This is a genomic window from Roseobacter sp. (genome assembly GCF_039970775.1).
In the GTDB taxonomy this organism is placed as follows: Bacteria; Pseudomonadota; Alphaproteobacteria; order Rhodobacterales; family Rhodobacteraceae; genus Roseobacter.
The window spans coordinates 1-24074 of the sequence record NZ_JBDVLG010000058.1 but is presented as its reverse complement, the minus strand read 5'-3'; the positions used below and the strand labels follow the sequence as shown (position 1 = coordinate 24074).

Below are 24074 nucleotides of genomic sequence, written 5' to 3'. Positions count from 1 at the left end.
GCCGTGGGGGGCGGGGGGCTGCGGTCTTCGTCGCGGCGCGATGCAAAGACCGCCAGTGCGGTTTCCGTTTTGCGCGCTGCGGCGGCAATTTCATCTAGTTTCCGCGCAACCGATGCAGGTTCGGGACCCATCGCACCGCTTTGATTTTGCGCGATATAAGCGTGGCGCATGGCATCAATGGCCGTGTGCAGCCGTTGGGTTTCGTCCTGCATGATCTGGCTGGATCTGAGCGTTGTGGCCACGACCCAAATCATCCCCACGGGCATCACCACAACCACCAACGTCATCAAACGCCGCAGGCCATCGGCATCGCCCGCCAAGAACACGATGATCGCAGATACCAAAAGCCACAGCCCCGATACCGCCAGCGCGACAATCTCGATGCTGGTGATGCCTTGGGGGGTCGGTTGATCATAGACGCCCAACGGTGTCGGGCGGCTGCCGCTGTCTGCGGGGTCGGATATGTGGTCTGTGTCAGCCATCGTCGTCATTCTTCCTGTCAGGCGTAGACGATTTTGAGCACCTCATAGGCTTTGCCACCGCCCGGCGTGCGCACCTCTACGCTGTCGCCTTCGTCCTTGCCAATCAACGCGCGGGCGATCGGCGATTTAATGTTCAAAAGACCCTTTTCGATGTTGGCCTCGTGTTCGCCGACGATCTGCCAGGTCTTTTCTTCGTCGGTGTCCTCATCAACCAGCGTGACCTTGGCGCCGAATTTGATCGTACCCGACATCTTGGACGGGTCGATCACCTCTGCGAGGCCCAACACACCCTCTAGCTCTTTGATGCGCCCTTCAATGAACGACTGCTTTTCGCGGGCAGAATGGTATTCCGCGTTTTCTGACAGATCGCCATGTTCGCGCGCCTCTGCGATGGCCTTGATGATGGCCGGGCGTTCCACGGATTTCAGCTGCTTGAGCTCTGCTTCGAGATCAGCGTGGCCGCTGCGGGTCATAGGTATTTTGTCCATCGGTATCGTCCACGAACTGGTGCGGCCCGCCGGTCAAACCGGGGGCCGCGGATGAATGTTGGACCCTACCTGACCCAAAGGCGGCAGGAAATGCAAGGGCCAGTCAGTCGATTGGCGGTTATGCGTGTCAGTCGTATTGGACGACCTCGTATCCGATATTGTCGTGATCATGAAAATAGAACCGCTGCCCGGGTTCGTAATCTGCGTGGTCGGTGGGGGTGAAACCGGCCCGTGTGACGGCATCTTCGGTGGCTGCGAGATCATCCACCACAACCGCAATATGATTGAGACCGCCGTTCATGTGATAGCTGTCGGCTTTTCCTACGGTCGCGTCTGCGGGGGTGTGAAGCGCCAGATATTGCGTGGCCGTGCCCACATGGATGGACCGCCCGCCGTCAATCGATGAGCCTTGCCAGCGGATTTGCCAGCCAAAGAGTGTTTGCATCCAGGCTGCGGTGGCTGCGTTGTCGGATACGGTGTAATTGGCGTGTTCAAGGTATGCCGTCATTAGATTTTTCCTGTACATGATGTGTGACAACACTTACCGTAATTCCTAAACCTAACTTTAGGTCAAGGATTTTATATGGCTGTGAACGAAGGCTTATCTATCGGCGCGTTGGCCACGCGCACAGGGCTCGCTGTGTCGGCGATCCGGTACTACGAGGCGCAGGGGTTGATAAAACCTTGGCGCAACGCGGGCGGGCAACGGCGGTTCCAACGCTCCGACCTGCGGCGGCTTAGTTTTGTTATGATCGCACAGCAATTCGGGTTCACGCTGCCCGATATCCGCGCCGAGCTTGACCGCCTGCCGGGCGGGCGCACCCCCACCAAGGCAGATTGGGCCCGGATCAGCGTGGGGTTTCGCGCCCGGTTGGACGAAAAGATCGACACGTTGACGCGGCTGCGCAACAATCTGGACGGGTGCATCGGGTGTGGCTGTCTCAGTTTGCCCAGCTGCGCGTTGTATAACCCGGTGGACCGTGCGGCCGACCATGGGGCGGGGCCGCGTTATTTGATGGGCGATCGCCCCGAACGGTGACAGAATGGCGCATAGAATTGATGCACACGGAACCCTCAAACTGGGTCGTGACGCCCGGTTGCGATTGCATTGGCGCGTGACCTGCATTAGCCAATCGCGAAAGAATATTGCGTGGTATTGTCGATGCCGCGTCGAATTATAAGGGAGCATGCACATGTCGGAGACAGAACGCGAAGCAATGGAATACGATGTGGTCATCGTTGGTGCGGGGCCTGCGGGCTTGTCTGCGGCGATCCGTCTCAAGCAATTGGATGCGGATTGCAACGTTGTGGTGCTGGAAAAGGGCTCTGAAGTGGGCGCGCATATCTTGTCGGGAGCTGTGCTTGACCCGGTGGGTCTGGACGCGCTGATCCCTGATTGGCAAGCCAAAGGCGCGCCGCTGACGGTTCCGGTCACAGACGACAAATTTTACATGCTGGGCGAGGCGGGGCAGGTCCGCATCCCCAATTTCCCGATGCCGCCATTGATGAGCAATCACGGCAACTACATTGTGTCTATGAGCAACGTGTGTCGTTGGATGGCCGAACAGGCCGAAGAGCTGGGTGTGGAGATTTTCCCCGGAATGTCGTGTTCTGAGCTGGTTTTCGATGAAAACGGCGGAATAAAAGGCGTCGTAGCGGGTGAATTTGGCAAGAACCCAGACGGCACCCAAGGCGGCAGTTACGAGCCGGGCATGGAATTGCACGGCAAATACGTGTTCCTCAGCGAGGGCGTGCGGGGGTCTTTGTCCAAGCAGGTCATCGAAAAATACAACCTTTCAGATGGGCACGAGCCGCAGAAATTTGGCCTCGGCATGAAGGAAATTTGGGAGATCGACCCCGCCAAACACCGTGAAGGGTCTGTCACCCACACGATGGGGTGGCCGTTAAACGGCAATGCAGGGGGCGGGTCGTTTATCTACCACTTGGAAAACAATCAGGTCTATGTGGGGTTCGTGGTGCACCTGAACTACAAGAACCCGCATCTGTTTCCCTACATGGAATTCCAACGTTTCAAGCATCACCCAATGGTGGCTGATTTGCTCGAGGGTGGGAAACGTGTGGCCTACGGGGCGCGTGCTATTTCTGAAGGTGGTTATCAGTCCATGCCCAAGATGGTTGCACCCGGTGTGGCGTTGTTGGGCTGTTCGGTGGGGATGGTGAACGTGCCGCGGATCAAGGGCAACCACAACGCGATGCTGTCGGGCATCGCCGCCGCCGAAGCCGCCATTGCCGCCATCGCGCAGGGGCGCAGTGGCGACACGCTAACCGCCTATGAAACCGATGTGCGCGAGGGCAAGATCGGCGATGATCTACGCAAAGTCCGCAATGTAAAACCGCTGTGGTCGAAATACGGGCTAACGGCCAGTCTTGTTCTGGGCGGGATGGACATGTGGACCAACACGCTTGGGTTTTCGCTGTTCGGTACCATTGGGCACGGCAAAAACGATGCCGAAGCGACAGAGCATGCGGCCCTGCACCAGCCTATCGAATACCCTAAACCCGACGGCAAACTGTCGTTCGACCGGCTGACCAATGTTGCGTTTTCCTTTACCAACCACGAAGAAAGCCAACCCGCCCACCTGACATTGAAAAACGCGGATGTGCCGGTGCGGGACAACCTTGTGACATACGCAGGGCCGTCGGCGCGGTATTGCCCTGCGGGAGTGTATGAGTTTGTCGAAGAGGCCGGGCAGGACACCCGGTTTGTGATCAATTTCCAAAATTGCGTGCACTGCAAAACCTGCGACATCAAGGACCCCGCACAGAACATTGTGTGGACCACGCCGCAGGGCGGGGACGGGCCGAATTACCCCAACATGTAGTTGGCGCGCGCCAGTTGCACCGGGGTTTGGGGCACGTAACTTTCACGCGATAAACTGCTTTTGCGGGCGGCGGGGCAGGCCAGAGCATTGCGCTTGGTCCTGAACCTGCTAGCCTGCGCCGACCCAGATGAGAAAGCTAGCATTCCGTGTTTCGCACCCTGATGACATCCGCAGCCGCATTGGCCGTGTCCTTTGCAAGTTCCGCGCCGCTTGAGGCCCAATCGATCGCGGGGGCCTATTTGGCCGCACGATCCGCCGCGATACAAAGCGACTTTGATCAGGCGGCGGATTATTTCACCCAAGCGCTGACGCGTGACCCGCTTAATCTGGCGTTGATGGAAAATGTCGTGGCTGCCCAACTCGCCTTGGGGCGGGTAGACCGGGCGACACCTGTGGCCAAGTCGCTTGCCGCATCGGGGAGCGAAAGCCAGATCGGCAACCTTGTACTGGTGGCGGATAAAATCCTTGGCGCGGATTACGACGGGTTGCTGGACAGCGATGCCAGCGTCGGGCCGTTGGTTGACGGGCTGATAAAAGCATGGGCGACCTTGGGCGCGGGCCGTGTCAAAGACGCGCTGGTGGCTTTTGACGCTGTATCCACGGAACCTGGGTTGGCGAGCTTTGCGCTGTATCACAAAGCGATGGCCTTGGCATCGGTTGGTGATTTCGAGGGCGCAGAGGCGATTTTCAGCGCCGACCCCTCCCAGCCGGTGATCCAAACGCGGCGCGGTGTGTTGGCCCGCGCCGAGATCCTATCGCAGCTTGATCGCGATGCCGATGCGCTGGACCTGTTGCAACGTATGTTCAACGGGGCGACGGACCCTGAAATTGAACAGGTCATCGCCGCCCTGAAAAGCGACGCAACCGTGCCGTTCCAGCATGTGACGTCGGTGCAGGACGGCTTTGCCGAGGTTTTCTATTCTGTGGCGGCGGCGCTTGGCAATGAAACCGGCGCCGAATTTACGATTCTGTATGCACAAACTGGTTTGGCGCTGCGCCCCGACCACGTGGACGCATTGCTTTTGACGGCGGGGTTGTTTGAGGACCTGCAGCAATATGACGAGGCCATCGCCGTCTATAAACGCGTCCCGCAGGATGATCCGGCCTATCACGCGGCCGAATTGGGGCGCGCGGCTGCGTTGCGCGCGTTGGACAAACCCGAGGCGTCTATTGAGGTGCTTGAACAATTGGCGCGCAGCCATGGGCATCTGGCGACTGTGCAGTCGTCGCTGGGGGATGCGCTGCGTCAAGAGGACCGGTTTGCCGAGGCCATTGCCGCCTATGACCGAGCGGTGGCATTGGTGCAGGACCGTGGCGGGCCAAGCTGGTTTTTGTATTACGCCCGCGCCATTTCCCATGAACGGCAAGGCAATTGGGAAAATTCCGAGGCCGACTTCCGCGCAGCCCTAGAGATTAATCCGGGCCAGCCGCAGGTGTTGAATTACCTCGGGTATTCGTTGGTTGAAAAGCAGGTTAAGCTTGATGAGGCGTTGGATATGATCGAACGCGCCGTCGCTGCCAGCCCCGATAGCGGGTATATTATCGACTCGTTGGGGTGGGCGCTGTACCGGTTGGGTCGCTACGAAGACGCGGTGCCACACATGGAACGCGCGGTTGAATTAATGGCCGTCGATGCGGTTGTGAACGACCATTTGGGTGATGTCTACTGGGCCGTCGGGCGCAAACGCGAGGCCGAATTCCAGTGGGCGCGCGCCTTGTCTTTTGTGGACGAGGATGACCCCCTCAGCGAGGCCAAGCCCGATAGGATCCGGCGCAAGCTAGACGTGGGTCTGGATGTTGTGCTGCAAGAAGAGGGCGCGGACCCGTTGCAAGTTGCCGCAGACTGATACCGGAGCGACGCGGGCCTTTGCGCCGGCTAAAATCAACCTGACCCTGCATGTGACGGGGCAACGTGACGACGGGTATCATCTGCTCGACAGTATCGTCGTGTTTGCGCAGGTTGGTGACCGGCTGTGGCTAACCAAGGGCGCAGGCCTCAACATGGATATCTGCGGCCCTTTTGCGGCTGGTGTGCCCGCCGACAAACGAAACCTTGCTTGGCGCGCCGCCGAACTGGCGGGGTGGCAGGGCCATATCCGGATCGAGAAAAACCTCCCGCATGGCGGCGGTATCGGGGGTGGGTCTGCGGATGCCGGTGCGGTGTTGCGTGCGCTTGGCGTCACACAAAATGCGGTGTCTTTGGGGGCTGATGTCCCGGTGTGCCAACGCGGCCAGGCGGCACGTATGCGCGGGGTTGGCGACCAGATAAAAGGCATCACGACAATCGCGCCGTTCTTTGCGGTGCTGGTCAATCCGGGCGTGCATGTGGCGACCCCGGATGTCTTTCAACTGCTTGATCGTAAAGAAAACTCCCCCTTGGATCCGTTGCCGTCAACAGGGGCGGCTTGGATGGATTGGCTGGTGTCACAGCGCAACGATCTGCAAGGCCCCGCCACGCAAGTTGCCCCGGCCATAGTAGATGTTGTGCAGGCATTGGGCGGCACAAAACACCTGCTGTTGGCTCGGATGTCTGGGTCGGGATCTACGTGTTTTGGTCTGTATCCAACGTTGCCAGATGCGCAAGCCGCGGCGCAGTCTATCGCGGCAGACCACCCCGATTGGTGGTGCGTCGCTACGACGCTTAGTTGATCCGTTCGACCACGTAATCCGCCAGATCGCCCAACATATCCTTGAGGGCATGCTCGGGGAGCGGGGCCAGCGCGGCCTTTGCTTTGGCGGCCCAGTCGCGGGCTTGGGTGGCCGTGTCGGTCAGGGCGTTGTGCTTGCGCAGCAAGCTTTGCACCGTCTCAAGGTCGCCGTCCGTTTGGCGGCCTTTCTCGATGGTGCGTTCCCAAAATGCGCGCTCTTCGGTGTCGGCGCGCGCCACGGCTTTTATCAACGGCAACGTCAATTTGCGCTCGCGGAAATCATCGCCCAGGTTTTTACCTATCGCACCGGCATCCCCTTGAAAATCAAGCAAATCATCCACGATCTGAAAGGCGATCCCCAGGGCGTCGCCGTAGTCATACAGCGCCTGCACCTGCGCGTCGGAGGCTGTGGCAATCACCCCGCCCACCTTTGTCGCGGCCGAAAACAACGCAGCGGTTTTGCCACGGACGATCTGCACATAAATCGCTTCGGTGGTGGCCAGATCCTGACTGGCGGTCAGCTGTAGCACTTCGCCTTCGGCAATGGTCGCCGAGGCGTTGGCAAGGATATCCAACACCTCTAAAGACCCAGTTTCCACCATCAACTGAAAGCTACGCGAAAACAGATAATCGCCCACGAGAACCGAAGATTTGTTGTCCCACAACAGGTTGGCGGTTGGTCGGCCACGGCGCTGCCCGCTTTCATCGACGACATCGTCATGCAGCAACGTCGCGGTGTGGATAAACTCAACCGTCGCGGCGAGATGCACGTGGTAGGGGCCATCGTAGCCACACAGACCCGCCGCCGCCAACGTTAACATGGGCCGCAAGCGCTTGCCGCCCGCCTCGACCAAATGCGCGGTCACTTCGGGGATGCGGGGCGCGTGTTTCGATGCCATGCGGGTGCGGATCAATGTGTTCACCGCATCCAGATCCTGGGCCAAATAGGCGGCCATTTGGTCATGCGGTTTTTGCGAATTTTTGCTCTGCGCCATCGACTTCCCATTTGCAGGCTCGACAATCATGCCTGCTTGCCCTTAGATCTCTGATATGAAGGAACTTTTGCGCAGCACTGACCCTACCATAATCGCCTTTGCCACGGCCCTTCTTCAGGGCGAGGATATAGCCTGCTTTGAGGTGGACGTAAACATGAGCGTGCTTGAAGGGGGCATCGGATTGTTCCCCAGGAGGCTTTTGGTGCACACGGACGATCACGAGCGCGCGACGCGGGTGATGACGGACAACGAGATCCCGCTGGCGACATGATTTCAGACCTGACACGGGATGCCTTTCTAGGGGGGCGGGTGCAGTTGTTGCAGCCGCGTTCGGGCTACCGGGCGGGGGTGGATCCGGTGCTGTTGGCGGCCAGCGTGCCGGCGCAACCGGGGCAATCGGTGCTTGATTTGGGGTGCGGTGTTGGGGCGGCAGCGCTGTGTTTGGGTGCGCGCGTGCCTCAATTGACCATCACAGGCCTCGAAATTCAGCCAGATTACGCCGAATTGGCCCGACGCAACGGTGGCAATGCGTTTGATGTTATTGTGGGCGATATCGACGACATGCCAGACGCGTTGCGCCAACGGCAATTTGACCATGTGATCACTAACCCGCCCTACTATGATCGTGGCGCAAGTCGCAGTGCGCAGGATGCGGGCCGCGAAGCCGCCCACGGTGAGGCTGTACCCTTGTCAGTTTGGGTCAAAGCGGCAGCAAAGCGTTTGAAACCAAAAGGATACGCACATTTCATTCACCGTATCGAGCGGTTGCCCGAGATCCTGTGTGCGCTGCCAAACGGGATGGGCAGTACCGAGGTTTTGCCGCTTGCATCGCGCCGCGGGCGGGCGCCAGAGCGGGTGATTGTGCGGTCCAAGAAAAACGGGCGGGGGGCCTTTCGGCTGCATGCTGCGCTGATCCTACATGCGGGTGAACGGCACGAATCTGATGCAAAAGATTACGTGCCACTGGTGAAATCTGTGCTGCGGGATGCGATGCCGCTTGCCTTTTAGCCGCCGTTAATACAATTTTAACGGGTACTATGCCCAAGCTGCTTGTACCGCGTGACGTGAAACACCATTTATGTTGAACTGATCGCGTACCGTTGCAAACAGGAGGAATGAATGAGCGTCACTGCACATGTAGACCAGCTGAAGAGAAAACATCAGTCCCTGAGCGAAGAAGTAGAATTGGCCCAACGCGCCCCAGCTACCGACGATTTGGCCGTTGCCGATCTCAAAAAGCAAAAGCTTCGATTAAAAGAAACAATCACGCGCCTTTCGAATTAGCGCGACCTGCCAAGGCTGGCGCGGGCCGCGACAAGCGCGCCTGCGGTAACAAGGATGGCCGCGATGCCAAGCGAGGCGGACATAGGCGCCACCCCAGCGAAAACCAGCACGCAGGTTGATAACAGTGGCGCCGCATAAGACGCGGCGCCCAATATTTGGATGTCGCCCCGCTTCATCCCAATGTCCCAGACGAAAAATGCAAGACCAACAGGGCCCAGACCCAATACAAGGATCGCCACCCATCCGGTGGGTGATTGCGGCAAAATCGTTGGTTCAAACATCAGGTGCAACGGCAACGACAGTGCCGCTGATCCGAGACAAAACACCGATACGGATTGGGTTGGTGTGTCGCCCATCACGCGCGACAACACCGAATACCCAGACCATATCAGCGCGCAGGCCAGTGCGAGCGCATAGCCCGCCGCGTGCTCGGCCTGAAACCCGCCACCCCCGCCCGAGATAATCAGTGCTGCCCCCGCCAAGCCGATGAACGCGCCAATGACGTGCCCTGGCCGCAGGTTTTCGCCGGGCAACAGCCCCGAAAAAAGCACGATCAGCAGTGGCCACAAGTAGGCGATTAACCCGGCTTCGGCGGCGGGGGCCATCCTGAGTGCGGAAAAGTACAGCGCGTGGTAGCCAAACAGCCCTAGCGTCCCAAAAATATAGACCCGCAGCGGCACGGTTCTGAGCATGCCCAACCCGCCCGATAGCGCCGACCAGATCAAACCGCAAATGCCGCCGATCGTGAAGCAAATGGTATTGAGCAGCAGCGGCGGGGTCGGGGCCGTGCCAACCGTTAACACGGCCAGCAGCGCCCACAACAGCACCGCAGCAAAGCCGATCGCAGTGGCGCGCTGTTTGTTCATGCCGGGTGCGCCTTGACCGGGACGATCTTGAGACCGTCGGTGACGTGGCCGGTTTTGTGAATTTCGCGGACCATCCAATCTTGGAACGCTTTGACCTGCGGGCGCGTTTCGCTGCCTTTTGGGCACAGAAACCGGAACCCCGCACCCGTGGACAGGGCGACACCGTAAGGCATAACCAGTCGTCCTTCGTCGACGTCCTTGACCACCAACGCCCGCCGTCCAAGCGCGACGCCCACCCCCGCAAGGGCTGCATCAACGGCGTGGTCGGCTTGGCTGAAACGGGGGCCATGCGTGGGGTTGCAATCAATGCCAACGGCATCAAACCACCGGTCCCACCCGCAGGCCGGTTTGATAAAATTGATCGAATCGTCAAAAATTAAAGGGGCTTTGGTCAGGCTCTGAGGGTCTGGAAACTGCGCGGCAAGGGCAGGGGTCATCACCGGGGCGAGCCATTCTTCCGCGAGGGGCAGACAATAGAAATCGTCTTGGTTGTCTTGCCCAAACCGGATCGCCACATCGACCGCATCGCGGGCAAAATCCATGATCCGCAACGCCGCAGAAAAGCGCAGTTCGATTTCGGGGTGGGCTTGGGCGAATTCATACAGGCGCGGGGCGAGCCATTTCGCGGTAAAGGCGGGCCCGGCCGTGACCGTCAATGTTTGCGTATCTTGCAGGCGTTGGGTGGCCCGCCATGCGCTGACGAGCGCCTGAAACCCTTCCGCGACACCGGGTGCCAATGTTGCCCCGGCTTCGGTGAGCTCAACCGCGCGGTTCAATCGGCGAAACAGGGGGGCTTGCAAGTGCTCTTCAAGAGACTTGATCTGAAAGCTCAACGCGGCCGGTGTGACTGAAAGTTCGTCGGCTGCTTTTGCAAATGACATATGCCGCGCCGCGGAATCGAAGGCGCGCAATGCGGTCAGGGGGGGTAATCTGTTAACCATAATCAGTTAAATATATCTTATGTGAGGGGCTGGAAACTCTCGTTTGTTAGGCTTTTTTAGATGTGGCATATAGGTTTCAGATCAGATGAATTAGTGTATTTTAGGAGCACCCCATGTTTGAAGCGACAACAGACCGCATTACCCGTGACGCCATGCAACGCGCCCGTATCGAGCGCGCACAGGCCATGAAAGACGCGTGGCATTGGTTGTTTCCATCTTCCCGCTGAGCGCTGCAGCGTCCTTACGGGATTAAAAAAGGGCCGGTCGTTGTGACCGGCTCTTTTGCATTCAGCTATGCGTTCGTCTACGCAAAAAACTGGGCGCCGTTTGCAGAAATGGTTGATCCGTTCACAAAACCCGAATCGTCAGATGCCAAGAACACTACGCAGCGCGCAATTTCTTCGGGTTCGCCCAAACGGCCTGCCGGGATCTGCGCAATGATAGAATCGCGCACTTTTTCCGGCACTGCCATCACCATATCCGTCGCAATATAGCCTGGGCAGATCGCATTGGCCGTGATCCCCGCGCGCGCGCCTTCCTGAGCCAACGATTTGACGATCCCAAGATCGCCCGCTTTGGTCGCGGCATAGTTGACTTGGGCAAACTGACCTTTTTGACCGTTGATAGAGCTGATCACGATAACCCGGCCAAATTTGCGTTCCCGCATGCCAGGCCACACGGGGTGGATGGTGTTGAACACGCCGGTCAGGTTGGTGTCGATGACCTCTTGCCATTGCTCGGGGGTCATCTTGTGGAACGGCGCATCGCGGGTGATACCGGCATTGGCCACGACAATCTCAATTGGACCCATATCTGCTTCAACCCCGGCAATACCCTCTTTGCAGGCGGCATAGTCGGCGACGTTCCATTTGTAGGTTTTGATGCCAGTTTCATCGGTAAACTTGGCGGCGGCTTCATCATTGCCGGCATAGGTGGCCGCAACGGTGTAGCCTGCGTCTTTCAACGCGTTGGAAATTGAAGCGCCGATACCTCGGCTGCCTCCTGTGACGAGAGCGACACGGGACATGTAGGTTCCTCCTTGAGTATTTTTATTTTATTATCGTCAGTTAGGTGGCCGTCGCATCATGCGCGCGGCCGATGCGGCGACGCAGATGCGCGCCACCGCCTCTTATTTTATGGCCGTTCAAGACACATTGCGACGCCCATGCCCCCGCCGATGCACAGGGTCGCAAGCCCTTTTTTCGCATCGCGGCGCTTCATTTCGAACAAGAGCGTGTTCAGGATGCGGGCACCGGACGCGCCGATTGGATGGCCAATCGCGATGGCACCGCCATTCACGTTGACGACATCGGGGTTCCAGCCCATGTCTTTGTTGACCGCGCAAGCCTGAGCCGCGAAGGCCTCGTTTGCTTCGACCAAATCAAGATCTTCGGCCTTCCAGCCAGCTTTTTCCAAGGCTTTACGGCTGGCGTAGATGGGGCCTGCGCCCATGATCGACGGGTCCAACCCGACGGTCGCATAGCTTGCAATACGGGCAAGAGGTTCGATCCCACGTTTTTCGGCCTCGTCCGCCGACATCATCAGCGCGGCGGCAGCACCATCGTTCAAACCGGATGCGTTTGCCGCCGTGACAGAGCCACCTTTGACAAAAGCGGGGCGCAATTTCTGCATGGCTTCGATCGTGGCGCCGTGGCGGATGTATTCGTCCTGATCGACTATGGTGTCGCCCTTGCGACCCTTGACCGTAAACGCCATGATTTCATCAGCAAATTTGCCAGCTTTTTGCGCGGCCTCTGCTTTGTTTTGCGAGGCAACTGCAAAAGCGTCTTGCTGGTCGCGGTCAATCTGCCATTTTTCAGCAACGTTTTCAGCCGTTTGCCCCATGTGGTACCCGTTGAATGCATCCCACAGGCCGTCTCTAATCATGGTGTCGATGTATTTCACATCGCCCATTTTATGGCCCGCACGCAAATGTGCCGCGTGGGGCGACAAGGTCATGTTCTCTTGACCGCCCGCAGCCACGATAGAAGCGTCGCCCAATTGAATGTGTTGTGCCGCCAAAGCAACGGCGCGCAGGCCGGATCCGCATACTTGGTTGATCGTCCACGCGGCGCTTTCTTGCGGCAAACCTGCGTTAATATGCGCTTGGCGTGCGGGGTTTTGGCCCTGTGCTGTGGTGAGGACTTGGCCCAGAATGGTTTCGGACACGTCTGCGGCATCGACGCCCGCGCGTGATACGATCTCCCGCAAGACTGCGGCACCAAGGTCATGGGCAGGTGTGGTTGCGAAGGAACCGCCAAAACTGCCAACGGCGGTTCGTGCTGCGGATGCGATAACGACGTTCGTCATATGTTTTTGTCCTTTACCAGTGCTGGAAAAGGGGCGCTCTCGCCGGGCCGCGTTTCAAAGGACCCTAACCCCCCTCCTTTGATGGTTCAGCCTTATCGCATTCGCAGCAGGGCGACAACCAAGAGGGGAACTAGGTGCCTATGTTAGGCACATTACATGACTTTTTCCGTTTCTGCCGCGCGAAGCCAATGCGGCCGGGTGGTTGCTGCGGCGAAGTGGTAGCCCTGAAGACAGTCAACACCCAACCGGATCAACGTATCCGCATCTTCTTGTGTCTCGACGAATTCTGCCACCGTCAGCATATCAAAATGTCGGGCGATCGAGACCAGCGCCGCCGTCAGCGCCTGATTGTCGGTGTCTGATGCAATGCCTTGGATAAATTGCCCGTCGATTTTCAAGATATCGAAATAGAAATCCTTAAAATAACGCAGCGCGGTATATCCGGCACCGAAATCATCCATGGCAAAACAGATGCCTTCGATCTGCAGGCGGTCCATGAAATCGACGACTAGTTCAGGCACGAGCATCGCGGAACTTTCGGTGATCTCCAAGATCAGGCGCTCGGCAATGGTGTCATCGCGTCTCAACCACCGATCAAGGGTGCGATTCCACTGCCGATACCCGATAGACCGCGCCGACATGTTGATCGCCAGACGCAAGTCAGGGTTTTCGTGCAAGGCCCGCAGCCCCAAACCCAAGGCCAGAGTATCAAGTTGTCGGCCCAATTCGGTATTTTCGATGGTGCCCATAAATTCGCCTGCGGGAATCACTAGCCCCGTTGAATCGAGGACCCGGATCAGCCCTTCGTAAAAGGCGACCTTATCGGTTGATCGCGCTTGCATGACGGGTTGAAACGCCAACAGGACTTGCTTGTGTTTAATGGCCTGTTCGACAAGGCTAATCGTGCTTTTGTCGCGCTGGGACAGGGCGAATTGCAGGGGGTTTTCAGCGCCTGGTGGGACGTCGGCCAACCGTTGTCTTCGTGTTCCGGGCATCAGGATTCTCGCGTTGTTTTGGTGTTGCTACTGTGCGGCCGAAATTGCTAAATTCCCGTAAATATTCTTATTTTGTTCTAATTTGGTGTGTTCTTTAACCACTTGATCGCAAAGATAAACGAAAGGAAAATAAGATGGGGCGTTGTGATTGGGCGGGGCCAGAAGAGATCTATGTCAATTATCATGACACAGATTGGGGCGTGCCCGAATACGACAGCCGTGCGCTTTGGGAAAAGCTGGTGCTCGATGGGTTTCAGGCCGGGCTAAGCTGGCTCACCATTTTGAAAAAACGGGAAAATTTCCGCACCGCTTTTGCTGGGTTTCAGCCGGATATTATTGCCAAATGGGGCCCTGATGAGGTTGAAAACCTGCTGTCCAATCCGGGGATCATTCGTCACCGCGGCAAGATCGAAGCGACGATTACCAACGCGCAGGCCTGGCAACGGATCGAAAGCCGCGAGGGGTTTGATAAATTTTTATGGAACTATGTAGGCGGCGAGCCCCTACAGAATCAGTGGCCAACGCAGGCCGATGTGCCCACGCAGACGCCCTTGTCTGTCCGGCTTTCGAAAGATCTGAAATCCGAAGGGTTCCGGTTTTGCGGGCCGACTATAGTATACGCCTTTATGCAGGCCGTTGGCATGATTAATGATCATTTGGTGACCTGCCCGCGCCATGCCGCCGTTGCACAAATGGCGGCAGACAGGCGTTGACACTGGGTTTGGCGGGCGTATAAGCGCGGCTTCATTGGTGTTGGTGGACCCCGCAAGGGGTTTCCTGTCGGGTCTTAGACCAGAGGACAACGCCCTTCATTGCCCGTAGGGGCCACAACAGAAGGATATCAGCCGTGACCAAACGCACCGCTGCCAAACACAAAATTGACCGCCGTATGGGCGAAAACATCTGGGGCCGTCCGAAATCCCCAGTAAACCGTCGCGAATACGGCCCCGGCCAACACGGTCAGCGCCGCAAGGGCAAGATCTCTGACTTCGGTATCCAGCTGCGCGCCAAGCAAAAGCTCAAAGGGTACTACGGCGATCTGACCGAAAAACAGTTCCGTCGCATCTATGCCGAAGCTGAGCGTGTCAAAGGCGACACCGGTGAAAACTTGATCGGTCTGCTGGAACGCCGCCTGGACGCCGTTGTGTACCGCGCCAAATTCGTGGCGACTGTTTTCGCCGCGCGCCAGTTCGTGAACCACAAGCACGTGCGGGTGAACGGCAAGGTCGTGAACATCCCGTCTTACCGCGTCAAAGAGGGCGATGTCATCGAAGTGCGTGACCGGTCCAAGCAAATGGCCGCTTTGCTCGAAGCGACACAATTGCCAGAGCGCGACGTGCCTGACTACGTCGAAACCGACCACTCCAAGATGACCGCGAAGTTCGTGCGCACGCCGACGTTGGGCGATGTGCCTTACCCGGTCGTGATGGAACCGAACCTCGTCGTGGAATTCTACGCGAAAAACTAAACCGGGCTGCGCGGTTGCGCGCAGTACTACGGTCAAAATCTGCCAGAACCGCGTCGCTTGCCGGCGCGGTTTTCGCGTTTGAGCGGCGGTTTTTGCGGGCAGGGCGTGTGACTTGGCGGTGGCAGAGCGCGCGCCACCTCGCTAAGGTCCCCCCGACAGGAGACCACGCGATGACCACCACACCAAATCCACAACCCGGCCTCATGGATATTGCGCTCTATCAGGGGGGCGCATCGACGCTTGATGGGGTGGAAAACCCGCTCAAGCTTAGCTCGAACGAGAACCCATTTGGCGCGAGCCCTTTGGCCACATCCGCCGTCACACAGGCCGCCTTGGGCCTGCACCGCTATCCGTCGACTGACCATGCAACCTTGCGCGGTACCATCGCGGAAATCCACGGATTAGACGCAAACCGGATTGTCTGTGGCGTGGGGTCGGATGAGATCCTAACCCTGCTGGCCATGGCATTTGCGGGGCAGGGCGACGAGGTACTCTTTACCGAACATGGGTTTTCGATGTACCGGATTTTCGCGCTGGCCGCAGGGGCGACGCCGGTGGTTGCCCCCGAAACGGACCGGTGCGTGGACGTCGATAAGGTGATCGCGGCGATCACACCGCAGACACGGCTGATCTACATCGCGAACCCGGCCAACCCTACGGGAACGGCACTGGATATCGGCGATCTGACGCGGCTGGCCGATGCGGTGCCTGCGTCATGTTTGCTGGTGCTGGATGGCGCCTACGCAGAGTTTGTCGAAGGCTACGATGGTGGCGCTGCATTGGTCACTGCACGTGACAACGTTGTGATGACCCGCACGTTTTCCAAGCTTTATGGGCTGGGTGGGCTGCGGGTCGGTTGGGGCTATGCGTCGCAGCACGTGATTGATGTGCTCAACCGTATCCGGGGGCCGTTCAACATGTCGAGCGTCGCGTTGGCCGGTGCAGATGCCGCGATGCGCGACCGTGATTTTGTTGCGACCTGCCTGCACGAAAACGCGCAACAACGTACCCGCCTGATTGGGGGACTGCGCCAGTTAGGGCTGGCCTGCGATGACAGTCAGGCCAATTTTGTGCTGGCACGATTTGAAGACGAACAAGCCGCACTGGCCGCAGACGCGCATCTTAAAGCGGCAGGTATTTTGGTGCGTCTGGTCAAAGGCTACGGGTTCCCCGAAGCGCTGCGTATCACGGTTGGCCGCGCCGAAGATGTCACACGGGTGCTAGACGCGCTGGCCACTCTGCGAGGTGCGACATGACCGTGATATACAACCGTGTGGCGTTGGTGGGTCTGGGGCTGATCGCGTCGTCGATGTTCTGGGCGATGAAACGCAAAGGGCTGGCAGGGGAGGTGACAGGCTACGCCCGCTCCGAGGCCACGCGTGACACGGCCCGGCGCATTGGGCTGTGCGACAGGGTCTGCGACAGCCTGGCCGACGCCGTCAAAGACGCCGATCTGGTGGTGCTGGCCGTGCCGGTCGGTGTGATGGGCGCCGTTGCCGCCGAAATCGCGCCCGCGCTCAAACCGGGCGCGACGGTGACCGATGTGGGGTCAGTGAAGCGTGACGTGATCAACAGCGTCGGGCCGCACCTGCCTGCCGGTGTTCATTTCATTCCGGGCCACCCGCTGGCGGGGACAGAACATTCCGGCCCGGAATCGGGTTTTGCCGAACTGTTCGATAACCGTTGGCATTTGTTGGTGCCCGCCGAAGGGTCTGATGAAACTGCCGTGGCGCAATTGCGCCGCCTATGGGAAGATATCGGTGCCAACGTCGAGATCATGGATGCCGACCACCATGATTTGGTGTTGGCCGTCACCAGTCACGCGCCGCATCTGATTGCCTACACGATGGTCGGCGTCGCAGATGATTTGCGCCGGGTGACCGACAGCGAAGTGATCAAATATTCCGCCGCAGGGTTTCGCGATTTTACTCGAATTGCCGCCAGCGACCCGACCATGTGGCGGGATGTGTTTTTGGCCAACAAAGACGCAACACTGGAAATACTGGGGCGCTTCACCGAAGAGCTGTTTGCGTTGCAACGGGCTATCCGTACGGGCGACGGCGACCACCTGCACGACTATTTCACCCGCACCCGCGCGATCAGGCGCGGTATCATCGAGGCCGGTCAAGACACAGCGGCCCCCGATTTTGGCCGCACAAAGACACCATCGTGAAACGCTGGACCTTGCTTTTTGCACTGGTGGCCAATGTTGTGGTGGCGGATATCCCCGAAACCTCAAAACGGCCCGTTGGGCGGCCGGGGTTTACGGCAAGCGGGCCTGTGTTGGACACATCGGGAGATGTTTCCGTACGCAACAGTACGGCAGAGGCGCGCGCGCCATCGGTATCGTTGCGGCCACGCGCACGTACGCGGGCGGTGCAACGCGCGGTCCGCAGGCATCAACGTCAACTAGCACAGGGTGCCGTCTGCGGCGATCCGGGTATTCAGGGCGAGGTCGTGGGGCGTGTCAACGGGCGGATAAACGGATGCGGTGTTGCTGATGCCGTACGGGTGCGTGCGGTGTCTGGCGTTGATCTTAGCCAGCAGTCCGTGATGGATTGCACGACGGCCAAGGCGTTGAAAACATGGGTCGATACATCTGTAAAGCCCACCTTGCGCAAAATGGGTGGTGGCGTCACTGGCCTGCGCGTGGCGGCGCATTATGCGTGCCGTACGCGCAACAACAGGGCCGGTGCACGGATTTCGGAACATGGCAAAGGGCGCGCGATTGATATCTCGGGGTTTCGGCTGCGCGATGGGACAACTGTCACCGTGTTGAAAGGGTGGCCCGCCAGATCAACGGGCGCGGCCTTGCGCAAAATGCACAGCGATGCCTGTGGCCCTTTCGGGACCGTTCTGGGCCCTGACGCAGACAGGTTTCACCGCGACCATTTCCATTTTGACACGGCGCGCTATCGCAGTGGGTCGTACTGCCGTTAACGCAAATATATGCGTGGCGCAGCTCCGATTGGAATAAACCCGATCATAACAAGCCCGTTGCGCAGTGTCAGTGTTGCATCAATCGCGCGGGGGTCGCCGCTGGCTTGGGCCAACATCGACAGCGCCGATTGCGCCTGCGGAACCAACGCCGCCGGCAAAAGGCCAGCGCTTTCGGCCAACACCAAAATATCCTGCCAATTGCGCGCCTGCAATGACACCGTCCCTGTGGGCACGCCTTGCGGGTCGACGCTGAGCTCCGCCGCTGTGCGCAAGGCCATCTGGCCCCAGACAGCTTCTGCCAGATCAATGCGTATGTGGCGGGGCTGTGGGCGCGCGTCTTCGATGACGCGTCGGTCCCATGCCCGGTCAAACTGTACCTCCATGTCCAGCGCAAAGCGGTCAAAGGTCAGAGGCCAGTTTTGCGGCACACGCAAGGTGGCGCGGGGGCCAGCACCGGGGCGCAAATCGGTTGCCTGCGCGGTGATCTGGTAGGTGTGCGGCGCGGTGTGTTGGGTCATTGTGACGGCAAGATCGGCGGCAGATACGACCTGCCCGCCGGGGCCGTTGACCGACCACGGGCCCGCCGTCAGTCCAGATGTTTCAAGCGCCAACATGGGGCCGGGGTGTAGCCGCACCGCGGCCACAGCGTCGTGCATCAGCACCGTGGCCCGCGCGCGCGGGCTGGCGATGGTGATCGCGTCATTTGGGAAGGTCACCGTCAGGTCGCCGGGCCACCACGCAGGCGCCGCCATGTTGAGCCCACTGGCCGTTACCGCGACGCCTGTCGCGGGGTCTGCCAGCGCCAGAACCCCCATTTGTGCGGTGAACCGAAAGGGGAAACCAGACACATCCAACGCGCCATATTCGGCCTGCCACCCTTCGGCGCGCCGATCTTCAAACCAACCGTCTGCCGCGCGCTGCACCAGTGAGGCGGCCCAAAACCACCACACTGCCCACACCAGTGCCAGCACGCATATGACCCACAGTATACGCCGCATAACCGACCTCTTTGCGTTTCCCGTCAAATTGAGGTTTACGCATTGCAGCCAAGGAGGGCCAGTAACATGACGATGTGGGTATTCGGGTACGGTAGCCTGTTGTGGAACCCGGGGTTCGATGTCGCCGAGCAGGTCATTGCGACGCTGCCGGGCTATGCGCGGTCGTTTTGCATGTGGTCGATCCACCATCGCGGCACCGAAGATGATCCGGGCCTTGTGTTGGCGTTGGATGAGGACCCGTCGCATTTCTGCGAAGGGGTCGCGCTGGCGGTCAAACCGGGCATGGAAGACACGACCCTTGCGTATCTCAGAGAACGCGAGCTGATATCGTCCGCCTATCAGGAACGGCGGCTTGATATTGACTTGGCGGACGGGCGGCGCGTGCAGGCTCTGGCCTACGTGATCAACCCCGACCACAGCCAATATTGCGGCGGCATGGCGTTGGAAAAACAGGCCAACGTGATCGCGCATGCAGTGGGGGGCATGGGGCCGAACACCGAATATCTGTATAACACGGCGCAGCATCTTACGCAGATCGGCCTGCATGATCCGGATCTGGATTGGTTGAGCCACAGGGTTAGGCAACTGACCACATAATTCCTTGGCGCGCAGGTTGGTTTTCGGGTTAAACTGCCGCCAGACCACAACAATAACGCGCGAGGAGCAGTGCGGATGGCCTTGCCAGTTGAACAGGCGCGACCGGTATTTTCACAACCGGTACGACAAATTTCTTTGATGTTGATTGCGCTGGGCCTGTCAGGTTTTGGCAGTTTTCTGGCGCTGCCACGGGTGCTGCCGGTCTTTGAGGCCAACCCCTATCTGAACGGGTTCATTCTGTTTGTGTTCGGCATCGGCGTGTTGGCGTGTTTCTATCAGGTGTTCCAACTGATCGGGTCCGTGCGCTGGATCGAACGCTTTGCGTCCAACACGTTGGATCAATCGGTCAAAGCGCCCCAGCTTTTGGCGCCCTTGGCATCCTTGTTGCGCGCGCGCGGGGCGCGGATGCAGGTGAGCACCACGTCAACGCGGTCTATCTTGGAATCGGTAGGCACCCGGATCGAAGAGGTCCGTGAGATCACCCGATACATCGTAAGCATGTTGATTTTCCTAGGTCTTTTGGGGACGTTCTATGGTCTGGCCACAACTGTCCCCGCCATCGTCGAGACGATTGGCGGGCTTGCCCCACAAGAGGGCGAGGGCGGCGTTGAGGTGTTCAACCGTTTGATGAGCGGGCTACAGGTGCAATTGGGCGGGATGGGCGTCGCCTTTGCGTCGTCGTTGCTAGGGCTTGCGGGATCGTTGATCGTGGGATTGCTGGAACTGTTCGCGGGGCACGGGCAAAACCGATTTTACCGCGAACTTGAAGAGTGGCTCAGTTCTATCACCCGTGTGGGGTTCAGTTCGGGCGATGAGGCCGCCGGTGATCAGGGCGCGTTGGCGGGCGTCGTCGAGCACATGGTCGAACAGATGGAACGCCTGCAAGCGCTGTTTCAGCTATCGGATGTCAGCCGCGCAGAGGTGAACGAAAACCTGAGCACTTTGGCCACGTCTATTGGGCGGATGACAGATAAAATGGACGGGATGGACCCCGCAAGTGCCGCGCTTGAGCGGGTCGCTGCTGGTCAGGAACGGCTGATATCCGTGTTGGAAAATCAAGAGAAAGGCGAAGGGATCGACGCAGAAAGCCGCATGCGGTTGCGGTCGATTGATGTGCAGATGTTGCGGATCCTCGAAGAAATATCTGCAGGTAGGCAAGAAAGCCTTGCAGAATTACGGGTCGATATCGGCAAACTGGCAGACGCCATGCACAAAGGCCCCCGTATCGCCACGACCCGTATCACGCCGGGGGATGGCTGATCATGGCGTTATCTCGACGCACAGGCGCACGGTTTCAGGCCTCTATCTGGCCCGGGTTTGTCGATGCGATGACGGGTTTGTTGTTGGTGCTGATGTTCGTTTTGACCATTTTCATGGTGGTGCAATTTGTGCTGACAGAACGGATCACGGGCCAGGAAAACGAGCTGGACCAGCTGTCGGGGGATGTCGCGGCATTGGCGCAAGCGTTGGGATTGGAACAGCAAACGACGGCTGATTTGCAGGGCCAAGTCGGGGCGTTGCAGACCACGCTGACCGATGCGCAAAACCGTATTTCCGCGTTGACGACCACCCGTGACGCGCAGGCTGTGGCCCTTGATCAGGCTGCGACGCAGATCACCCGTTTTGAGGCGCAGGTTGCGGCGTTGATCGCACAGCGTGATACCGCATTGGGGGATGTGGCCATCTTGGAAACCACGCAGGCCGAGTTGCTGAGCGACCAAGAAGCGCTGAACTTGGCACTGTCTTCGGCGCGTGGCGAAATCGATGCACAGGTCGAAGCGGCCCGGTTGGCGGCGGCCCGGCGTGACGCCCTGAACGCACTTGTGGCGGACCTAGAGGCGCGCAACACTGACGCACAAAACCAGATAAAGACCTTGGCCGCTGACCTTGATGAGGCAGGTGCGGCGTTGAGCACACAAGAGGCCGCGCGCCTTGCCGAAGCGGCTGCGGCCGAGGCGTTGCGGGCGCGGTTGGCCAATAGCGATGCCGAATTGACAGCGATGACATTGGCCTTGGAAGCACAGCGCCAAGACGCTGAAAACACGTTGACATTGCTTGCTGCGGCGCGCGCAGTCGAGGGTGAGCTCGACAGCCGATTGGCGCAGGCGTTGGTGCGGGTTGATGCGCTGGAACGGTCCGCTGACGTGTCTGCGGGCGAACTTGACGCCCTGCGCGCAGAGGAACGCGCGTTGCAGGCGGAACTGGCGGCGGCTGGGCAACCGGCGGCAGAACGCGATGCCTTGCGCGCCCAACTGGCTCAGGCGCTGGCGGCCAAACTTGCCGCCGAGACCCTGGCCGACACAACCAGCACGCAAGCCGAACGCCGCGCCGCGCTATTGGAACAGGCCCGCCAAACGCTGGCAAACGAGCAGGCCGCAAGTGCAGCGGCTCAGCGACAAACGGAATTGTTGAATCAACAAGTGGCGGCATTGCGGGGGCAATTGGGCGGCTTGCAATCGCTTTTGGATGACGCCGTTGCCCGTGATGCTGCATCGCAGGTTCGGTTGCAGTCGTTGGGGTCTGACCTGAATACCGCGCTGGCGCGGGTGGCCGCCGAAGAACGCCGCCGCAGAGAGTTGGAAACAGCAGAGCGTGAACGGTTGGAGCGCGAAGCCGCACGTTTGGCCGCGGAAACCAAAGATTTGGAGCAGTACCGGTCAGAGTTTTTTGGGCGGTTGCGTGATGTGTTGGGCCGCCAAGATGGTGTGCGTATTGAGGGTGACCGGTTCGTCTTTTCGTCTGAGGTTCTCTTTGCGCCAGCCAGTGCGAACCTGTCGGTGGAAGGGCAGCAGGAGGTGGCCAAGGTTGCCGAGATTATTTCAGCCGTTGCGGACGATATCCCGAATGAAATCAACTGGGTCCTGCGGGTTGATGGACATACCGACAACGTGCCGTTGTTTGGGACCGGTCGATATGCTGACAATTGGGAGCTGAGCCAAGGGCGGGCGCTGTCGGTCGTTAAGTATATGGTCGATGCGTTGGGGATCCCGCCCGAACGTCTTGCGGCCAACGGGTTTGGGCAATACCAACCGATTGCAGTTGGCGACACCGATGAAGCGCGCGCGCAAAATCGCCGTATCGAGCTGAAATTCACCGAGAAATAGGCTATTTAGTCACCGGGGGGGCATTTTTGGTTTCTAAGTCGAAGGCTGGGTTGCGTCGTCAATACGAGATGCAGCGGTCAGAATTTAGCTATTGGAGAGGTATATTTTCGGCTTTGTGAAGGCCATTATATCGCTGTGCGATCCGTACCATGGCGTTTCTAGGAACTGCTCGTTGATGATTTCCATGACCCGCAGGTTTTCAACGCGTTCGCCAACGTGCTGATAGCAAAGTCTAGATCGTGATCACTGCAGCCGCGCCGCACTGTTTACGCATTCTTATGATCCCAATTCATCATTCTTGCCGCGCGTCCCGAGCTTCGGCTGCGTGGCGTCCTTTGTCCGGTAGTCGATTGCAATGCAATCTGCCAAAAGGAGGGGAATTTTGCTCCAAAACAGGTTGCTCGATTTTGGAATGTAGCTTGTCAAATTCGGCGGCGCTGACCTGATAATCCTCCCCAATTTTTAATGGGGTTCAGCCGTAGAATTCACGCGACTGCTTTTAGTTCCATTGCGGGTATGATGCCGACAATGCCGCCGTTAGGTCTCTCGGTGTTGTAAGTCCGGAGCCATTCCGTTGCCTGATCCTGTGCCTCTTCGATGGTTTCAAAGATGTATTACCTCAACCACTCGCCAGAACCGGGCGGTTGTAGCGTTCGATACAGGCGTTTTGCTGAGGCTTGCCGGGCTGGATGTATTCCTGCCGAATATTGCGCTTTTCAGCCTATTCCATCCGTTTTCCACTGAAATATTCCGGGTCATTATCTACACGAAATGTCTGCGGCTGACCGTGCCATCCGATGATTTGGTTCAAGCTTCTGGCACCCCTTTCAGCAGGCAATGAGAAGTCCACTTCGATGCATAAACCTTCGCGGTTGAAGTCGTCCAGCACGTTCGAACTCCTGATCGACCGACCGTCCGCAAAACTGATTCGCCATGAAGACCATGGACCATGTCTCATTTGGCCGTTCAGGCACGACCAGTGGTGCGACTGTGATTATTCCAGGCAATATCTATAATTTTGGCAATCGAGGGGGTGAGTTCAACGAAATGACACCTCAAGAACCGCACACCCGCAAAGGCCGGATCAGGGTCGATATGGAGCAAGCCTACCGTGA

General features: G+C 58.7%; 24 protein-coding genes and 3 pseudogenes. 16 read left to right on the top strand and 11 right to left on the bottom strand.

Going from position 1 to position 24074, the window contains the following annotated elements:
• The 3 genes and pseudogenes from ABJH13_RS16050 to ABJH13_RS16040 form a co-directional block, all read right to left on the bottom strand.
• A pseudogene (locus ABJH13_RS16050) lies at positions 1-482 on the bottom strand (hypothetical protein); the annotation flags it as partial.
• Between the two features lie 17 nt (positions 483-499).
• On the bottom strand, positions 500-970 hold the full coding sequence (greA, locus tag ABJH13_RS16045) for a transcription elongation factor GreA (protein WP_348407227.1): 471 nt from the start codon (positions 968-970) through the stop codon (positions 500-502).
• 127 nt (positions 971-1097) lie between these two features.
• A complete protein-coding gene (locus ABJH13_RS16040) occupies positions 1098-1478 on the bottom strand; it encodes a VOC family protein (protein ID WP_348407226.1) in 381 nt (126 codons plus the stop codon).
• Between the two features lie 75 nt (positions 1479-1553).
• Here ABJH13_RS16040 and soxR point away from each other — a divergent pair, with 75 nt between their 5' ends.
• The 4 genes from soxR to ABJH13_RS16020 all read left to right on the top strand — a co-directional run bounded on the left by soxR (position 1554) and on the right by ABJH13_RS16020 (position 6462).
• Positions 1554-2009 carry a redox-sensitive transcriptional activator SoxR gene (soxR, locus tag ABJH13_RS16035; protein ID WP_348407225.1) on the top strand — a complete coding sequence of 152 codons (456 nt, stop codon included), beginning with the start codon at positions 1554-1556 and terminating at the stop codon, positions 2007-2009.
• Between the two features lie 154 nt (positions 2010-2163).
• A complete protein-coding gene (locus ABJH13_RS16030) occupies positions 2164-3813 on the top strand; it encodes an electron transfer flavoprotein-ubiquinone oxidoreductase (RefSeq protein ID WP_348407224.1) in 1650 nt (549 codons plus the stop codon).
• Positions 3814-3974: 161 nt separating this feature from the next.
• Positions 3975-5660 (top strand): tetratricopeptide repeat protein, encoded by a 1686-nt coding sequence (locus ABJH13_RS16025; protein ID WP_348407228.1) that lies wholly within the window; start codon positions 3975-3977, stop codon positions 5658-5660.
• Positions 5647-6462, top strand: a complete 816-nt coding sequence (locus ABJH13_RS16020; protein ID WP_348407223.1) for a 4-(cytidine 5'-diphospho)-2-C-methyl-D-erythritol kinase — start codon at positions 5647-5649, stop codon at positions 6460-6462. The genes ABJH13_RS16025 and ABJH13_RS16020 overlap by 14 nt, the downstream gene beginning before the upstream one ends.
• On the opposite strand, the gene ABJH13_RS16015 is transcribed toward ABJH13_RS16020, so the two are convergent.
• A complete protein-coding gene (locus ABJH13_RS16015) occupies positions 6455-7456 on the bottom strand; it encodes a polyprenyl synthetase family protein (protein ID WP_348407222.1) in 1002 nt (333 codons plus the stop codon). The genes ABJH13_RS16020 and ABJH13_RS16015 overlap by 8 nt on opposite strands.
• A gap of 55 nt (positions 7457-7511) precedes the next feature.
• Here ABJH13_RS16015 and ABJH13_RS16010 point away from each other — a divergent pair, with 55 nt between their 5' ends.
• The 3 genes from ABJH13_RS16010 to ABJH13_RS16000 all read left to right on the top strand — a co-directional run bounded on the left by ABJH13_RS16010 (position 7512) and on the right by ABJH13_RS16000 (position 8740).
• Positions 7512-7727 carry a DUF2007 domain-containing protein gene (locus tag ABJH13_RS16010; RefSeq protein WP_348407221.1) on the top strand — a complete coding sequence of 72 codons (216 nt, stop codon included), beginning with the start codon at positions 7512-7514 and terminating at the stop codon, positions 7725-7727.
• The gene (locus ABJH13_RS16005) at positions 7724-8464 is read left to right on the top strand and encodes a methyltransferase (protein WP_348407220.1); all 741 of its coding nucleotides are present in this window, start codon (positions 7724-7726) and stop codon (positions 8462-8464) included. Before ABJH13_RS16010 ends, ABJH13_RS16005 begins: the two co-directional genes overlap by 4 nt.
• Positions 8465-8575: 111 nt before the next feature.
• A complete protein-coding gene (locus ABJH13_RS16000; RefSeq protein WP_348407219.1) occupies positions 8576-8740 on the top strand; it encodes a DUF465 domain-containing protein in 165 nt (54 codons plus the stop codon).
• Here ABJH13_RS16000 and ABJH13_RS15995 read toward each other — a convergent pair.
• The 5 genes from ABJH13_RS15995 to ABJH13_RS15975 all read right to left on the bottom strand — a co-directional run bounded on the left by ABJH13_RS15995 (position 8737) and on the right by ABJH13_RS15975 (position 13852).
• Positions 8737-9606 (bottom strand): EamA family transporter, encoded by an 870-nt coding sequence (locus tag ABJH13_RS15995; protein WP_348407218.1) that lies wholly within the window; start codon positions 9604-9606, stop codon positions 8737-8739. The two genes, ABJH13_RS16000 and ABJH13_RS15995, sit on opposite strands and share 4 nt — an antisense overlap.
• Entirely contained in the window at positions 9603-10547 is a 945-nt protein-coding gene (locus tag ABJH13_RS15990; protein WP_348407217.1) for a transcriptional regulator GcvA, read from the bottom strand. Before ABJH13_RS15990 ends, ABJH13_RS15995 begins: the two co-directional genes overlap by 4 nt.
• A 304-nt stretch (positions 10548-10851) precedes the next feature.
• A complete protein-coding gene (gene phbB, locus ABJH13_RS15985; protein ID WP_348407216.1) occupies positions 10852-11574 on the bottom strand; it encodes an acetoacetyl-CoA reductase in 723 nt (240 codons plus the stop codon).
• A 107-nt stretch (positions 11575-11681) separates the two neighbouring features.
• The gene (locus ABJH13_RS15980; RefSeq protein ID WP_348407215.1) at positions 11682-12857 is read right to left on the bottom strand and encodes an acetyl-CoA C-acetyltransferase; all 1176 of its coding nucleotides are present in this window, start codon (positions 12855-12857) and stop codon (positions 11682-11684) included.
• A gap of 152 nt (positions 12858-13009) precedes the next feature.
• Entirely contained in the window at positions 13010-13852 is an 843-nt protein-coding gene (locus ABJH13_RS15975) for an EAL domain-containing protein (protein WP_348407214.1), read from the bottom strand.
• Between the two features lie 134 nt (positions 13853-13986).
• On the opposite strand from ABJH13_RS15975, the gene ABJH13_RS15970 reads away from it, so the two are divergent.
• The 5 genes from ABJH13_RS15970 (at position 13987) to ABJH13_RS15950 (ending at position 18260) form a co-directional block, all read left to right on the top strand.
• Positions 13987-14565 carry a DNA-3-methyladenine glycosylase I gene (locus ABJH13_RS15970; protein ID WP_348407213.1) on the top strand — a complete coding sequence of 193 codons (579 nt, stop codon included), beginning with the start codon at positions 13987-13989 and terminating at the stop codon, positions 14563-14565.
• Positions 14566-14699: 134 nt separating this feature from the next.
• Positions 14700-15320 carry a 30S ribosomal protein S4 gene (gene rpsD / locus ABJH13_RS15965; RefSeq protein ID WP_348407212.1) on the top strand — a complete coding sequence of 207 codons (621 nt, stop codon included), beginning with the start codon at positions 14700-14702 and terminating at the stop codon, positions 15318-15320.
• A gap of 170 nt (positions 15321-15490) precedes the next feature.
• Positions 15491-16576: a histidinol-phosphate transaminase gene (gene hisC, locus ABJH13_RS15960; RefSeq protein WP_348407211.1), complete on the top strand. Its 1086-nt coding sequence runs from the start codon at positions 15491-15493 to the stop codon at positions 16574-16576.
• Positions 16573-17493 (top strand): prephenate/arogenate dehydrogenase family protein, encoded by a 921-nt coding sequence (locus ABJH13_RS15955; RefSeq protein WP_348407210.1) that lies wholly within the window; start codon positions 16573-16575, stop codon positions 17491-17493. The genes hisC and ABJH13_RS15955 overlap by 4 nt, the downstream gene beginning before the upstream one ends.
• On the top strand, positions 17490-18260 hold the full coding sequence (locus ABJH13_RS15950; RefSeq protein ID WP_348407209.1) for an extensin family protein: 771 nt from the start codon (positions 17490-17492) through the stop codon (positions 18258-18260). The genes ABJH13_RS15955 and ABJH13_RS15950 overlap by 4 nt, the downstream gene beginning before the upstream one ends.
• Here the strand turns inward: ABJH13_RS15950 and ABJH13_RS15945 are convergent.
• A complete protein-coding gene (locus tag ABJH13_RS15945) occupies positions 18257-19258 on the bottom strand; it encodes a DUF2125 domain-containing protein (RefSeq protein ID WP_348407208.1) in 1002 nt (333 codons plus the stop codon). The two genes, ABJH13_RS15950 and ABJH13_RS15945, sit on opposite strands and share 4 nt — an antisense overlap.
• Positions 19259-19324: 66 nt before the next feature.
• Between ABJH13_RS15945 and ABJH13_RS15940 the strand changes: the two genes are divergently transcribed.
• The 3 genes from ABJH13_RS15940 (at position 19325) to ABJH13_RS15930 (ending at position 22959) form a co-directional block, all read left to right on the top strand.
• Positions 19325-19855, top strand: a complete 531-nt coding sequence (locus ABJH13_RS15940) for a gamma-glutamylcyclotransferase (protein WP_348407207.1) — start codon at positions 19325-19327, stop codon at positions 19853-19855.
• A 75-nt stretch (positions 19856-19930) separates the two neighbouring features.
• A complete protein-coding gene (locus ABJH13_RS15935; RefSeq protein WP_348407206.1) occupies positions 19931-21115 on the top strand; it encodes a biopolymer transporter ExbB in 1185 nt (394 codons plus the stop codon).
• 2 nt (positions 21116-21117) lie between these two features.
• Positions 21118-22959, top strand: coding sequence for a peptidoglycan -binding protein (locus ABJH13_RS15930; RefSeq protein WP_348407205.1), 1842 nt, complete (start codon positions 21118-21120; stop codon positions 22957-22959).
• A gap of 485 nt (positions 22960-23444) precedes the next feature.
• Here ABJH13_RS15930 and ABJH13_RS15925 read toward each other — a convergent pair.
• A pseudogene (locus tag ABJH13_RS15925) lies at positions 23445-23939 on the bottom strand (integrase core domain-containing protein); the annotation flags it as partial.
• Between ABJH13_RS15925 and ABJH13_RS15920 the strand changes: the two are divergent.
• Positions 23893-24074: pseudogene (locus ABJH13_RS15920) on the top strand (epimerase); the annotation flags it as partial. The pseudogenes ABJH13_RS15925 and ABJH13_RS15920 sit on opposite strands and share 47 nt — an antisense overlap.

What these genes read in the sequence shown, in the direction of transcription:
- greA (WP_348407227.1), bottom strand. Translation starts at nt 970, where the DNA reads ATGGACAAAATACCTATGACCCGCAGCGGCCACGCTGATCTCGAAGCA.
- ABJH13_RS16040 (WP_348407226.1), bottom strand. Translation starts at nt 1,478, where the DNA reads ATGACGGCATACCTTGAACACGCCAATTACACCGTATCCGACAACGCA.
- soxR (WP_348407225.1), top strand. Translation starts at nt 1,554, where the DNA reads ATGGCTGTGAACGAAGGCTTATCTATCGGCGCGTTGGCCACGCGCACA.
- ABJH13_RS16030 (WP_348407224.1), top strand. Translation starts at nt 2,164, where the DNA reads ATGTCGGAGACAGAACGCGAAGCAATGGAATACGATGTGGTCATCGTT.
- ABJH13_RS16025 (WP_348407228.1), top strand. Translation starts at nt 3,975, where the DNA reads ATGACATCCGCAGCCGCATTGGCCGTGTCCTTTGCAAGTTCCGCGCCG.
- ABJH13_RS16015 (WP_348407222.1), bottom strand. Translation starts at nt 7,456, where the DNA reads ATGGCGCAGAGCAAAAATTCGCAAAAACCGCATGACCAAATGGCCGCC.
- ABJH13_RS16010 (WP_348407221.1), top strand. Translation starts at nt 7,512, where the DNA reads ATGAAGGAACTTTTGCGCAGCACTGACCCTACCATAATCGCCTTTGCC.
- ABJH13_RS16005 (WP_348407220.1), top strand. Translation starts at nt 7,724, where the DNA reads ATGATTTCAGACCTGACACGGGATGCCTTTCTAGGGGGGCGGGTGCAG.
- ABJH13_RS16000 (WP_348407219.1), top strand. Translation starts at nt 8,576, where the DNA reads ATGAGCGTCACTGCACATGTAGACCAGCTGAAGAGAAAACATCAGTCC.
- ABJH13_RS15995 (WP_348407218.1), bottom strand. Translation starts at nt 9,606, where the DNA reads ATGAACAAACAGCGCGCCACTGCGATCGGCTTTGCTGCGGTGCTGTTG.
- ABJH13_RS15990 (WP_348407217.1), bottom strand. Translation starts at nt 10,547, where the DNA reads ATGGTTAACAGATTACCCCCCCTGACCGCATTGCGCGCCTTCGATTCC.
- phbB (WP_348407216.1), bottom strand. Translation starts at nt 11,574, where the DNA reads ATGTCCCGTGTCGCTCTCGTCACAGGAGGCAGCCGAGGTATCGGCGCT.
- ABJH13_RS15980 (WP_348407215.1), bottom strand. Translation starts at nt 12,857, where the DNA reads ATGACGAACGTCGTTATCGCATCCGCAGCACGAACCGCCGTTGGCAGT.
- ABJH13_RS15975 (WP_348407214.1), bottom strand. Translation starts at nt 13,852, where the DNA reads ATGCCCGGAACACGAAGACAACGGTTGGCCGACGTCCCACCAGGCGCT.
- ABJH13_RS15970 (WP_348407213.1), top strand. Translation starts at nt 13,987, where the DNA reads ATGGGGCGTTGTGATTGGGCGGGGCCAGAAGAGATCTATGTCAATTAT.
- hisC (WP_348407211.1), top strand. Translation starts at nt 15,491, where the DNA reads ATGACCACCACACCAAATCCACAACCCGGCCTCATGGATATTGCGCTC.
- ABJH13_RS15955 (WP_348407210.1), top strand. Translation starts at nt 16,573, where the DNA reads ATGACCGTGATATACAACCGTGTGGCGTTGGTGGGTCTGGGGCTGATC.
- ABJH13_RS15945 (WP_348407208.1), bottom strand. Translation starts at nt 19,258, where the DNA reads ATGCGGCGTATACTGTGGGTCATATGCGTGCTGGCACTGGTGTGGGCA.
- ABJH13_RS15940 (WP_348407207.1), top strand. Translation starts at nt 19,325, where the DNA reads ATGACGATGTGGGTATTCGGGTACGGTAGCCTGTTGTGGAACCCGGGG.
- ABJH13_RS15935 (WP_348407206.1), top strand. Translation starts at nt 19,931, where the DNA reads ATGGCCTTGCCAGTTGAACAGGCGCGACCGGTATTTTCACAACCGGTA.
- ABJH13_RS15930 (WP_348407205.1), top strand. Translation starts at nt 21,118, where the DNA reads ATGGCGTTATCTCGACGCACAGGCGCACGGTTTCAGGCCTCTATCTGG.